Consider the following 13,410-nt stretch of genomic DNA (forward strand, 5'->3'; position numbering starts at 1 on the left):
AGAATAGAGTTCACACGGCCATGCAGAGCACGTATACGGGTGCGAAACTGGGCAAGCTCGATCAGGCGAAAGCCGACCTGCTGAGCCAGGCGGCCAAACCCGCCACCGACGCCGGGGGCGGCGCGTCCGCGGCGGTCCTGATGCCGGCTCGCGGCGACGGCGCCATGGAGGCGTACCTCGACGAGTACTACCGCCACGCGGCCCCCGAGGATCTGATCGGCACCGCGGCCAAGGACATCCGCTCGGCGGCGCTGTCGCACGCCGCGCTGGCCGCGTCCCGGCCGCAGGGCACGGCGAAGGTGCGGGCGCACACCCCGACCGTGGAGACCACCGGCTGGTCCAGCGGGCACACCGTGGTCGAGATCATCACCGACGACATGCCGTTCCTGGTGGACTCGGTGACCTCCGAGCTCTCCCGGCAGGACCGCGGGATCCACGTGATCATCCACCCGGTCATGTACGTCCGCCGCGACCTGAGTGGCGACCTGCTGGAGATCATGGCCCCGGACCAGGACAAGTCCGGTCCGGACGTGACCGTGGAGTCCTGGATCCACATCGAGATCGACCGGCTGTCCCCGCGCGAGGACGCCGACGGCACGCGGTACACCGAGATCGAGGCCGATCTGCAGCGGGTGCTGCGCGACGTGCGCGAGGCGGTCGAGGACTGGCCGAAGATGCGGGCCACCGCGCTGTCCCTGGCCGAGGACCTGCACCCCGCCTCGGACCAGCAGAAGCCGCCGGTGCGCACCGAGGAGCTCTCCGACGCTTCGGACCTGCTGCGCTGGCTGGCCGAGGACCACTTCGCCTTCCTGGGCTACCGCGAGTACGACCTCACGACCGACGACAGCGGCGAGGAGACTCTGCGCGCCGTGCCCGGCACGGGCCTGGGCATCCTGCGCGCCGACCAGCCGATGTCGCAGAGCTTCTCCAAGCTCGGCCCGGACGCCCGCGCCAAGGCCCGCGAGCCCCGGCTGCTGGTGCTGACCAAGGCCAACACCCGCTCCACCGTGCACCGCCCGGCCTACCTGGACTACGTCGGCGTGAAGAAGTTCGACGCCGACGGCAACGTGGTCGGCGAGCGCCGCTTCCTCGGCCTGTTCGCGGCCCCCGCCTACACCGAGTCGGTTCTGCGCATCCCGGTCGTGCAGCGCAAGGTGCGCGCCGTGATCGCCGAGTCCGGGTTCGACCAGAACTCCTTCTCCGGCAAGGAACTGCTCCAGATCCTGGAGACCTACCCGCGCGACGAGCTGTTCCAGATCCCGACCCCGGAGCTGGCCGAGATCTCGATCGCGGTCTCGCAGCTGCAGGAGCGCCGCCGGCTGCGGCTGTTCCTGCGCAAGGAGGCCTACGGCCGGTTCTACTCGGCGCTGGTCTACCTGCCGCGCGACCGCTACGACACCTCGACCCGCCTGCACATGCAGGAAATCCTGATGCGCGAGCTGAACGGCGCGGTCATCGACTACACGGTGCGCAACACCGAGTCGGTGCTGACCCGTCTGCACTTCGTGGTGCGCGTCGCCCCCGGCACCACGCTGGTCGACGCGGACGCCGACGCCATCGAGGCCAAGCTGTCCGCCGCCACCCGCACCTGGGACGACGACTTCGCCGACGCCCTGCTCGGCGACTTCGGCGAGGCGCAGGCGCGGGAGCTGCGCGAGGCCTACGGCGCGGCGCTGCCGGAGTCGTACAAGGCCGAGGAGCGGCCCGAGATGGCCGTCGCCGACGTCAAGGTCCTGGAAGGGCTCAAGGCTTCCGGCGAGAGCAGCGCGGTGCGGCTGTACGAGGAGGTCGACTCGGCTCCGGGTGACCGCCGCTTCCGCATCTACCGCGTCGGGTCCTCGGTGTCGCTGGCCGAGGTGCTGCCGGTGTTCCAGCGCATGGGCGTCGAGGTCGTCGACGAGTTCCCGTACGACCTGGAGATCGACACCGCGAACCAGCCGGACTCGCGCATCTACGACTTCGGGCTGCGCTGCGACCCGGGCTCGATCGCCGAGTACGGCATGGACGAGGCCGCGCGCACGCGCTTCCAGGAGGCGTTCACCGCGATCTGGACCGGCCGGGCCGAGAACGACCGCTTCAACACCCTGGTCCCGCTGGCCGGTCTGACCTGGCGGCAGGTGGTGATCCTGCGCGCCTACGTGAAGTACCTGCGCCAGGGCGGCATGACCTCCAGCCAGGAGCTGGTGGAGACCGTGGTCGCGAACAACCGCCGGGTGGCCCGCCTGCTGGTGAAGCTGTTCGAGGCGAAGTTCTCCCCGGCGTACTCGCACGAGACGCCGGAGCTGTGGGAGAGCATCGTCGAGGAGATCGAGGGCGCGCTGGACAACGTGCAGTCCCTGGACGAGGACCGCATCCTGCGCTCGCTGCTCAAGGTCATCCAGGCCACGCTGCGCACGAACTACTTCCAGACCGGCGCCGACGGCGAGCCCAAGCCGTACGTGTCCTTCAAGCTGGACCCGCACGCGGTCCCGGACCTGCCGGCCCCGCTGCCCAAGTTCGAGATCTGGGTCTACTCCCCGCAGGTCGAGGGCGTGCACCTGCGCTTCGGCAAGGTGGCGCGCGGCGGCCTGCGCTGGTCCGACCGCCGCGAGGACTTCCGCACCGAGATCCTGGGCCTGGTCAAGGCGCAGATGGTGAAGAACTCGGTGATCGTGCCGGTCGGCTCCAAGGGCGGGTTCTACGCCAAGAACCTGCCGGACCCGTCGGTGGACCGCGACGCGTGGCTGGCCGAGGGCGTGTCCAGCTACAAGACCTTCATCAGCGGTCTGCTGGACATCACCGACAACCTGGTCTCCGGCGAGGTCGTGCCGCCGGCCGGCGTGGTGCGCCACGACGGCGACGACACCTACCTGGTGGTGGCCGCGGACAAGGGCACGGCGACGTTCTCCGACATCGCCAACGGCCTGGCCATCGACTACGGGTTCTGGCTCGGCGACGCCTTCGCCTCCGGCGGCTCGGTCGGCTACGACCACAAGGGCATGGGCATCACCGCGCGCGGCGCGTGGGAGTCGGTGAAGCGGCACTTCCGCGAACTCGGCGTGGACTCCCAGAGCGAGGAGTTCACCGCGGTCGGCGTCGGCGACATGTCCGGCGACGTGTTCGGCAACGGCATGCTGCTGTCCGAGCACATCCGGCTGGTCGCGGCCTTCGACCACCGGCACATCTTCCTGGACCCGGAGCCCGACGCGGCGGCCTCGTTCGCCGAGCGGCAGCGGATGTTCAACCTGCCGCGCTCGTCCTGGGCCGACTACGACACCGGCAAGATCAGCGCCGGCGGCGGCGTGTACCCGCGCAGCGCGAAGTCGATCCCGGTCTCCCCGCAGGTGCGCCAGGCGCTGGGGCTGGAGTCCTCGGTGCTGCGGATGGCGCCGAACGACCTGCTGAACGCGATCCTGAAGGCGCCGGTCGACCTGTTCTGGAACGGCGGCATCGGGACCTACGTCAAGGCCTCCTCGCAGAGCCACGCCGAGGTCGGCGACAAGGCCAACGACGCGATCCGGATCAACGGCTCCGAGCTGCGCGCCCGGGTCGTCGGCGAGGGCGGCAACCTGGGCTTCACCCAGCTGGGCCGCATCGAGTACGCGGTGTCCGGCGGGCCCGGCAACTCCGGCGGCAAGATCAACACCGACGCCATCGACAACTCCGCGGGCGTGGACACCTCCGACCACGAGGTGAACATCAAGATCCTGCTGGACCAGGCGGTCCACGCCGGCGACCTGACGGTCAAGCAGCGCAACAAGGTCCTGGCCGAGCAGACCGACGAGGTCGCGCGCCTGGTCCTGCGGGACAACATCGACCAGAACATCGCCCTGGCCAACGCCCAGTGGCAGGCCCCGGAGCTGATCGAGGCGCACGGTCGGCTGATGCGCCGGCTGGTCAAGGACGGCCTGCTGGACCGCGAGCTGGAGTTCCTGCCGAACGACAAGCAGCTGGCCGAGCGCCGTGCCGCCGGCCGGGGCCTGACCCAGCCGGAGCTGTCGGTGCTGCTGGCGTACGTGAAGATCGTCCTGGCCGACGAGCTGTTCGCCTCCTCGCTCCCGGACGACCCGTACTACGTCACGCGCCTGGCGAACTACTTCCCGACCCCGCTACGCGAGACCTATCGGGGCCTGATGGACTCGCACCCGCTGCGCCGCGAGATCATCACCACCCAGGTGGTGAACGACCTGGTGAACGCCGCCGGCATCAGCTTCGCCTTCCGCATGCGGGAGGAGTCGGGGGCCGCGGCCGACCAGATCGCCCGCGCCTACAGCGCCGCGAACGAGGTCTTCGACATGGGCGGCTACCTGACCGCCATCGAAGACCTGGACAACAAGGTCTCGGCCGCGGTGCAGACGGCGATGCGGATGGAGGTGCGCCGGCTCACGCAGCGCGCGTCCCGCTGGTTCCTGCAGAACCGCCGGCACCCGCTGGACATCCCGGCGCAGATCGAGCAGCTGCGCGAAGGCGTCCGCGACATCGCCGCGCACCTGCCGAAGCTGCTCAAGGGCCCGCACCTGAGCCGCTACTCCGAGCACCGCGAGGACCTCATCATCGCCGGCGTCCCGGGCGAGCTGGCCTCGGCGGTGGCCGGCATGTCGTCCATCTTCGGCGCCCTGGACATCGTGGAGACGGCGCGCGCCACCGACAAGCCGGTCCTGGACGTCGCCGACGTCTACTTCGACCTGGCCGACCGCATGGGCATCGCGACCATCCAGCAGAAGATCGTCGACCTCCCCCGCCGCGACCGCTGGCAGACCATGGCCCGAGCCGCCCTGCGCGACGAGCTCTACGCCTCCCACGCCGGCCTCACCGCGGCCCTCCTGGCCTCCGGCGCCGAGGACGACACCCCGGAGCAGCGCTACGAGGCCTGGCTCGACAAGGACCGCGCCGCCGTCGAGCGCTCGCGCACGGTACTGGAGGAGATCATGGCGACGGAGACGTACGACCTCGCGACGCTGTCGGTCGCGATGCGGACGATCAGCGCCATACTGCGCGCGACGTCGATGTAGCGGCGGCTTTCCGCAGCCGGCGGCCGGGATGCGCGGTGGCGTGTCCCGGCTGTTGTGCTGCGGTGCCGGCGGCGGAGCGCTGGCGGCGGGCCGGTGGCCGAGTCCGGCCGGCGCTGCGGTGCTGGCGGCGGGCGGGTGTCGAGCGGGTGGCCGAGCTGCCCGGCTGGAACTGCCGGGCCGGTCCTGGCCGCTGGCGGCGGGCGAGCTGCGAAGGCGAGCGTGTCTGGCTGGTGCTGTGGCGCTGGCGGCGGAGCCCAGCGGCCAAGCTGGGACTGGCAGGCTGCTGCTGTGCCGCGGGCGGGCGAGTGGGCTGGGATTGCCAGGCTGGTGCTGGTGCTGGTGCTGGTGCTGGTGCTGTGGCGCTGGCGGTGGCTGAGCGGCCAAGCTAAGTCTGCCAGGCCAGCGCGGCGGTGCTCGTGCTGTAGTGGCTGGTGCTCGTCGTGCTGTCAGGCTGCTGTTGTCGGGGGCATGAGCAGTCGCGTCTCACCGCCTCATTTCGTGCTCCCCGCCGCCGTCTCCTTCTGCCGCAAGATCATCTCGAACCCGGCAGCCCGGATACGCCCCCGCAGGTCCTCGGCCGTCGTCCCGATCGCCTTCGCCGCTGCCGACAGGCGCCAGCCGTTCGTCGCCAACGTCTCCAGCAGGTACCCGCGTCGGACCTGCGCCTCGGAGAGCCGGTAGGTCTTCAGGTACGCGATCGCGCCTTCCCGGTCGGTGATCGCCTCCCCGATGTGGTTCTCCTCGCCCGGCTTGAACGCCGGCCGGAACCGCACCAGCTCGAAGTCGCCCATCACGTAGCCGAGCTCTGCGGTGTAGTCGCGGTCCAGCAGCGCGTTCGCCATCACGCGGTCGTGGAACTCGGCCCACTGCGCGCCCTGCTCCTCGGCGGCGGCCCGCAGCTCCGCGAGGGTGTCCACGTCCTCTGTGATGCCCGCCCGGAACTCCTTTACCGGCGGCATCATGAGCGCGTACTGGTAGATCAGCTCGCCGTAGTGGTCCAACATCAGCGTCGGATGCAGCTCGCGGTAGTCGTCCGGATGCGGCACGACGAACGCCGCCGCCAGCGCGTCGGCCGCGTACAGCAGCACGCCGCACTGTCCCTCGTGGATCTCGAACACCTTCAACGCGTCCTGCAGGTCCGCCACCGCCGTGCCGCGGTACGACGCCTCCATGCGCGGCGACAGCCCGTGCCGCAGCACCCGGTCCGACCACTCGCGCCAGGCGATGTCCGGCCCGCCGAAGTGCAGCGCGAGGTAGCCCTCGATCGCGAAGTGCAGCGGCAGGAACCGCGCCCGCCGCTTGCCCAGCTTCTGCGTCATCCGCCGATGGACCTGCATCGGCATGCCGAGCACGCTGCCGCGCTTGTCCTTGGTCTCGTCCAGGATCTGCGTCCCGAACGCCGCGGACTCACCGCGGTCGCCGCCGTCCCGGTCCCAGTCGGCGACGAACCCGTGCGGGACGTACGAGTAGTACGAGAGCTTCGAGCTCAGCCGCACCGCGCTCCAGCGCGGCTCCTCGGAGTACGCGATCCGGTGCAGCCGCAGGCCCTCGACCGGCCGGTCCCGCAGCAGCGGCACCAGCCGGATCGCACCCCAGGTCTGCGCGGGCCCGGTCCGCAGCCCGTCGAGATCAATCCGCACCGAGGAACCTCCGCACCCGGTCGTCGAGATACGCCAGCAGCTCCGGCAGCCCGACCCGGCCCTGCGCGAACTGCGCCAGCTCGACCAGCAGCACCAGGTCCTCGGCGTCGCGGATGCCGACCGAGGGCACCAGCGGGCTCAGCGCCCGCACATCCAGTCCCTCCGCGTTGAACACCGGGTTGACGTGCACGATGTCCACCCGCCGCGCCGGATCCAGCCGCGTCCGCCACACCCGCAGCACCTCCCCGGCCAGTCCCGGCGGGCTGTTGTCCCAGCCGTCGGAGACCACGACGATCCGGGTCGGGGCGGTCTCCAACGCGTCCAGCAGGCGGGTTCCCAGGGGCGTCGCGCCGCTCGGGTACGACAGCAGCGGATCGTCGCGCCCGGACATCCACAGCGGCGTGTACTGCCCCGGCGCGGCCAGCGCCTCCAGCAGGAAGTGCGTCGCCAGCGCCACCGCCAGCGGCCGCCGACGCTTCACCGGCGACCCGAAGGACGAGAAGCTGTCGTCGAGCACGGCCGTGACGCGGCCCCAGGTCCCGGCCAGGTCCCCGGCCTCGCTTCGGGCGAAGCGGCGCATTCCGTCGGTGAGCTCGGCACGCCGCGCGGCCCGCTCGTCCAACGGCAGAGCGAGGATGCGGACGGCGAGCCGGGTCAGCCACGGTATCTGCTGCGGTCCGCAGTACTTGGCGCTGCCTTCCAGTACCGCGAGCGGATCGACTGGCTCCCTGTCGGTCCGCAGCTTCTCCAGCGGCGTCATCTGCGTGCCGATGCGCTCTATGAAGACCTCACGCTTGACGCCGTGCTTAGCCGCGAAGCCCTCGGCGACCGTATAGGGAAGTTTGTAGAGGACGTTCCGGTCGTAGTGCGCCTGCCGCCACGTCTCCAGGATCGGCGTCGTATACGGCTTGCGCTGAAGTGGCCCGAACAGGAAGTCGCGGAGTTCTCCGTCGCCGAAGTCGACGTGCGCGTGCTTCAGCCCGGCCTTGAACCCGCTGCGGTACTTGACCGCGTGGTACGCAGGATTGTCGAGAGCTGTCATCCAGTCGCGGATGATGGCGCGCGTCCGCCGGTTGTTGACGCCGTCACGCTGGAGCGCCTTAAAGAGCCGGAACACACGCGGCGGAGACAGCCGCATAAGAGTCGCCGCTATAAGGCGCCCCTCTATAGCCTTCTGCTCCGCAGAGACATCGCGTGCGTTCCCCAGGAGACCCCGGACGGCGAGCATCGCATTGTGGTCGTTGATACCAAGCGCGAGTGTCGCCGCGTACAGCTCGCGGTAGTTGACGCGCATGTACTCGTGCAGGAACGACAGGGATATCGACTGCTGCTCTGCGTTCTCGGAGAACTCCCGCTGCCCGGTCGACGCGGTCGCCGCGTTGACGAAGAGCAGCACGTCCTCCGCCGCCACCACATCGCGCCCATACGCCTTGATGCCGGTCGGGGAAGGAAGGCGCGAGCTGCGAATCGTTGCTCCAAAGGCAGGTTCCGGAAGTCGCGTCACAAGTCCCGCGACCGGCGCGGTTCACGATACGTGAACGGGAGTGCGGAGCGCGTCGGTATTTTCTCCGCGCCCGTTACTGCGCCCTGCCGCGATCAGCTCGCGATCGCGGCTGCCTCAGCCCTCGATGGCGACTGGCGACTGGCGACTGGCGACCAGCTACCGCTCTCAGCTCTCGGCCGACTCGGACAACCCGGTCGACGCACCCCACGCCTCCCCGCCGAGCCGCGCGTCCAGCAGCCGCCGCAGCGAGTTCAGCCGCGCCGGGTCGGCGTGCCCCTCGGCGACCCACGCGTCCAGCGCGCACTCCGGCGCCAGCGAGTCGTGCTGGCAGCCGCGCGGGCAGTTCTCCGTACCCTCGGCCAGGTCCGGGAAGTGGTCGATCAGGCGGTTGACGTCCACGTGCGCCAGCCCGAAGGAGCGCACGCCGGGCGTGTCGATCACCCAGCCGCCGGCCTTGCCGGGCAGCTCCAGCGCCAGCGCCGAGGACGAGGTGTGCCGGCCGCGCCCGGTCACCGCGTTCACCCGGCCGGTGGCCCGGAACGCGGTCGGTACCAGCTTGTTGAAGATCGTCGACTTCCCCACGCCCGAGGAGCCGACCAGCACCGAGGTCCGGCCGGCCAGCCGCGCCGCGAGATCCTTGGCCCCCGAGGCGTTCGCCGACACCACTATCGGGATGTCCAGCGGCCGGTACATGTCCAGGACCGCGTCCTCTTCCCACGCTATGACCAGGTCCGCCTTCGTCAGGCAGAGCAGCGGCTGCATTCCGGCGTCGTAGGCGGCGACCAGGCAGCGGTCGATCATCCGGGGCTGCGGCTCCGGGTCGGCGAAGGAGGTGACGATCACCAGCTGGTCGGCGTTGGCCACCAGCACGCGCTCCACCGGGTCGGTGTCGTCGGCCGTCCGGCGCAGCACGGTCCGGCGCTCCTCGACCCGCACGATGCGGGCCAGCGCGTCAGGCGAGCCGGACAGGTCCCCGACCAGGCCCACCCGGTCCCCGACCACTATCCGCTGCCGGCCCAGCTCGCGCGCCGTCATCGCGGTCACGGCGCGGTTCTTCTTCTTGTCCGGCACCAGACAGGTGTAGCGGCCGCGGTCGACGGTGACCACCATGCCGGTCGCCGCGTCCTCGTGTGCCGGGCGGCTCTTGGTCCTCGGCCGGCTGCCCTTCGGGTTCGCCCGAACCCGAACGTCGCTCTCGTCGTAGCTGTCGAGCTTCCGGCCGCCGCCGGCCATCAGCTGTGGGCTCCCGTCGGGGCCGGCGTTTCCCGGGCGCTGTCGCCGTCGGCGTCCAGCATGGCGGCCCACATCGCGGGGAAGTCCGGCAGCGTCTTGCCGGTGGTGGCGATGTCCTCGACCTCCACACCGGGCACCGCCAGGCCCAGCACCGCGCCGGAGGTGGCCATCCGGTGGTCGTCGTAGGTGGCGAACACACCGGCGTGCAGCTTCGCGGGGCGGACCAGCAGCCCGTCCGGCTCCTCCACGACGTCGCCGCCGAGGCCGTTGATCTCCCGGGCCAGCGCGGCCAGCCGGTCGGTCTCGTGGCCGCGCAGGTGGCCGATGCCGGTGAACCGGGACGGCGAGTCGGCCAGCGCCGCGATCGCGGCCAGGGTCGGCGTCAGTTCGCCGACGTCGCGCAGGTCGGCCTCCAGGCCGTGCACGCCGGCCCCGCCGGAGACGGTCAGCCCCGCCGTCGTGAGTTCCACACGGGCACCCATCTCCCGCAACAGGTGCCGCAAAGCGTCCCCGGCCTGGGTGGTCGCGGCCGGCCAGTCGGCGACGGTCACCGTTCCGCCGGTCACCAGGGCCGCGGCCAGGAACGGAGCGGAGTTGGACAGGTCCGGCTCGATGCTCCACTCGCGGCCCCGCAGGACCGAAGGGGTGACGACCCAGCGCCCCGGCTCGGAGGCGTCCACGGTGCCGCCGGCCGCGCGGACGAACTCCACCGACATGTCGATGTGCGGCTGCGACGGGATCGGGCCGCCGACGTGGCGCACCTCGACCCCGTGTTCGTACCGGGAGCCGGCCAGCAGCAGCGCTGAGATGAACTGCGAGGAGGCGGTCGCGTCCAGCTCCACGAGCCCGCCGGGCACCGTGCCGGTGCCCTCGACCAGGAACGGGAAGGTGCCGCGGTCGCCGTCGTCGATCCGCACGCCGAGGTCGCGCAGCGACTGCAGTAGCGTGCCCATCGGACGGGAGCGCGCGTAGAGGTCGCCGTCGAAGTAGATCGGGCCGTCAGCCAGGGCCGCGACCGGGGGCAGGAAGCGCATGACGGTGCCGGCCAGGCCGACGTCCACCCGGGCCACGTCGCCGACGTCCCCGCCGCGCAGCTGCTTCGGCGGGGTGATCCGCCACACCGGGGCGTCGAGGTTCTCGCCGGCGTCGACCTCGACGCCGAGCGCGCGCAACCCGCCGACCATCAGCACCGAGTCCCGGGCCCGCAGCCCGCCGGTGATCGTCGAGGGCGAGTCGGCCAGGGCGGCCAGCACCAGCGCCCGGTTGGTCGCCGACTTCGACCCCGGGACCCGGACGTTCGCCGTCACGGGACGGCTGGCGGACGGCGCGGACCACAGGGGCTTCTCGGCGGAGGTCATGGGTCAAGGCTAGTCGGTGCGCCGGATCACCGCTGGCGGTGTCGGATGCCGGTTGCCCCGCGCGGGGCGGGCATTTTCGCCGCCGGTTCCGAGCCGGAGGAGGAGGTTCCTGTGGGCATCCCGTGATTAGCTCGGTACATGTGTGGACGCTACGTGCTGAAGACCGATCCCTCGCAGCTGGCCGACCAGCTCGGCATCGGGCAGCCGGAGATGTTCGAGCAGGTCGAGGAGAGCTTCGAGCCGAACTACAACGTGGCCCCGACCGATCCGGTCGTGGCCGCGATCGAGCGGCGCCCGCGGGACGCCGAGCCCGGTGCCGAAGCCGTGCGCAAGCTCAAGGAGGTCCGCTGGGGCCTGGTGCCGTCCTGGGCCAAGGACCGCAAGATCGGCCAGAAGATGTTCAACGCGCGCATCGAGACCATCACCGAGAAGGCGTCGTTCAAGCGCGCCTTCATGAAGCGCCGCTGCATCATCCCGGCCGACGGCTACTACGAGTGGTACAAACCGGCCGGTGAGAAGCCGGTCAAACAGCCGTTCTTCATCCACGACGCGTCCGGCGACGCCCTGGCCTTCGCCGGTCTGTACGAGCTCTGGCGCGATCCGGAGATCGAGGACAAGGAGGACCCGGCGGCCTGGCTCTGGTCGGCGACGATCCTCACCACCGCCTCGGTCGGCGGACTGCACCGCATTCACGACCGGATGCCGGTGATCGTTCCGCGAGCGCACTTCGACGCGTGGTTGGACCCCGACTACGGCTCCGGCGAGGGCGACACCGACGCCCTGCTCGGCCTGTTGGACGCCGGCCGCGATCCGCACCTGGACACCTATCCGGTCTCCTCGGCGGTGAACTCCGTGCGGAACAACGGCCCTGAACTGGTGGTACCGCTGGAGGCCGAGTAACAGAGGCCGAGCGGTGTGCGTCCTGGAACGTTGAGGCAGGGGTCTGCGTCGGTGTGACAGGGGGTTGGCGTGCTCTAGGATCGGCGAGTCTTCATTCAGCACCCGTCTCAACAGCCTCACTCTCCGGGGGGACCGTGAGTACGCCCACCATGTCCCGTGGCGCGCGTGCCATGGCGGCCAAGCGCGACGAACGCCGCGCGCTGGCCGACGCGCACCTGCACCTCGACGACGTCGAGAAATGGTTCATCAAACGCGGCCTGCCGCACTTCATCGAGAACTACAAGGCCACCGACGACGTCTTCACCCGCGCGCTGCCGCTGTTCGTCGTCCTGGTCGTCCTCCAGATGGGGCTGGAGCTCACCAGCAAGACGGTGACCTGGAAGGACCGGCTGATCGGCGGGGCCATCGGCCTCGGGGTGGTGATGGTCATCCTGCTGGTCGCCAACCTGATCCGGCAGCCCCGGCGCTGGTACCGCTGGCCGCGCAAGATCGGGGCGGTGGAGATCGCGCTGCTGGTGCTGCTCGGACCGGTGGACGGGAAGCTGTCCGGGGCGAGCTGGGGCGCGGTGGTCGCCGACTTCGTCGGCGGCATCGCGGTGCTGGGCCTGGCGTACCTGCTGGTCGCGTACGCGATCCTGCCGGTGCTCAAGTGGGCGCTGCGGCACTCGTTCGAGGAACTCGGGAACCTGGGCAACCTGGCGAGCAAGGCGCTGCCGATGCTCGCGCTGTTCGGGACGTTCCTGTTCCTGAACGTGGACATGTGGCACATCGCCTCCTCCTTCGAGCAGCGCAGCCAGCTCTGGTTCACGACGCTGTTCTTCGCCGCGATCACGTTCCTGTTCCTGATGGTGCGGCTGCCCGGCGAGGTCAAGAACCTGCAGGGCGACTACTACCTGGAGGCCGTGGTCGCGGCGTCGGCCGACACGCCGCTGCACGAGCACGTCGGCGAGCTCGACGACGAGCTGCCGCAGCTGCGGACCGACCGGCGGCAGCGGGTCAACATGCTGTTCGTGCTGGCCTTCACGCAGGTGATCCAGATCCTGCTGCTGTCGGTGGTCGTGTTCATCTACTTCGTGACCCTGGGCAAGCTCGCGGTGACCAACGGGCAGGTCGCGGACTGGCTGAAGACGCCGGAGTGCAAGGCCGACCTTCACGGCGATCACACCCTGAAAAACATCCAAGCGATGTGCCACTTCACCGAGGAGCAGGCGACGGCCTGGCATAACATCATCGGTCCCGGCAAGCTCTTCGGCTTCTATGCGCGGATCCCGGGCACCAACCTCTACTTCTCCGAGCCGCTGCTGCGGACCGCGATCCTGCTGACCACCTTCTCCGCGTTCTTCTTCGCGGTCTCGGCGGTCACCGACGAGGCCTACCGCAAGGACTTCTTCGAGAGCATCACCGGCCGGCTCGCCAAGTGCCTGACGGTCCGCTGCGGCTATGTGAACCTCTACGAGAAGGCCAGCCGCCGTGCGCTGGGCGAGTCGGGCATCGACCCGAAGGCGCTGGACGAGGAGCACCGGCGCACGGTCCAGGTGCCGTCCCTGGTCGCTGATCCGAACATGCGGACCCAGTTGCTCAGCTCGTTCCAGCCGGGCAGCGGTTATCTGGCGCTGACCGATCCCGAACCCGACGAGCCGGTGCGTCGCCGGTCGCAGAAGACCGACGGATTGTTCTCCCCCGAGCACGATCACGACTGAGACCGCGCTTCAGACCACAGCGAAGGCCCGGCCCCGAATCGCGTTACGGGGCCGGGCCTTCGGTCGGTCATCGGTCAATGTTTC

General features: G+C 70.3%; 7 protein-coding genes. 3 read left to right on the forward strand and 4 right to left on the reverse strand.

Features of this window, described 5'->3' with window-relative positions:
• The first annotated feature begins 20 nt into the window (after positions 1-20).
• Positions 21-4,991, forward strand: coding sequence for an NAD-glutamate dehydrogenase (locus ABH935_RS14020; protein ID WP_370378301.1), 4,971 nt, complete (start codon positions 21-23; stop codon positions 4,989-4,991).
• Between the two features lie 491 nt (positions 4,992-5,482).
• Here ABH935_RS14020 and ABH935_RS14025 read toward each other — a convergent pair whose 3' ends face one another.
• The 4 genes from ABH935_RS14025 to aroA all read right to left on the reverse strand — a co-directional run bounded on the left by ABH935_RS14025 (position 5,483) and on the right by aroA (position 10,726).
• Positions 5,483-6,631 (reverse strand): hypothetical protein, encoded by a 1,149-nt coding sequence (locus ABH935_RS14025; protein WP_370378302.1) that lies wholly within the window; start codon positions 6,629-6,631, stop codon positions 5,483-5,485.
• Positions 6,621-8,045 carry a hypothetical protein gene (locus ABH935_RS14030; protein WP_370378303.1) on the reverse strand — a complete coding sequence of 475 codons (1,425 nt, stop codon included), beginning with the start codon at positions 8,043-8,045 and terminating at the stop codon, positions 6,621-6,623. Before ABH935_RS14030 ends, ABH935_RS14025 begins: the two co-directional genes overlap by 11 nt.
• A gap of 255 nt (positions 8,046-8,300) precedes the next feature.
• Complete coding sequence (rsgA, locus tag ABH935_RS14035) at positions 8,301-9,368, reverse strand: ribosome small subunit-dependent GTPase A (protein ID WP_370378304.1); 1,068 nt, start codon at positions 9,366-9,368, stop codon at positions 8,301-8,303.
• A complete protein-coding gene (gene aroA, locus ABH935_RS14040; protein WP_370378305.1) occupies positions 9,368-10,726 on the reverse strand; it encodes a 3-phosphoshikimate 1-carboxyvinyltransferase in 1,359 nt (452 codons plus the stop codon). Before aroA ends, rsgA begins: the two co-directional genes overlap by 1 nt.
• A gap of 138 nt (positions 10,727-10,864) precedes the next feature.
• On the opposite strand from aroA, the gene ABH935_RS14045 reads away from it, so the two are divergent.
• Together ABH935_RS14045 and ABH935_RS14050 are read left to right on the forward strand one after the other, a co-directional pair.
• The gene (locus ABH935_RS14045) at positions 10,865-11,626 is read left to right on the forward strand and encodes an SOS response-associated peptidase (protein ID WP_370378306.1); all 762 of its coding nucleotides are present in this window, start codon (positions 10,865-10,867) and stop codon (positions 11,624-11,626) included.
• Positions 11,627-11,760: 134 nt separating this feature from the next.
• Complete coding sequence (locus ABH935_RS14050; protein WP_370378307.1) at positions 11,761-13,326, forward strand: hypothetical protein; 1,566 nt, start codon at positions 11,761-11,763, stop codon at positions 13,324-13,326.
• The last annotated feature ends 84 nt before the right edge of the window (positions 13,327-13,410 follow it).

Source organism: Catenulispora sp. GAS73, from assembly GCF_041262085.1.
GTDB lineage: Bacteria > Actinomycetota > Actinomycetes > Streptomycetales > Catenulisporaceae > Catenulispora.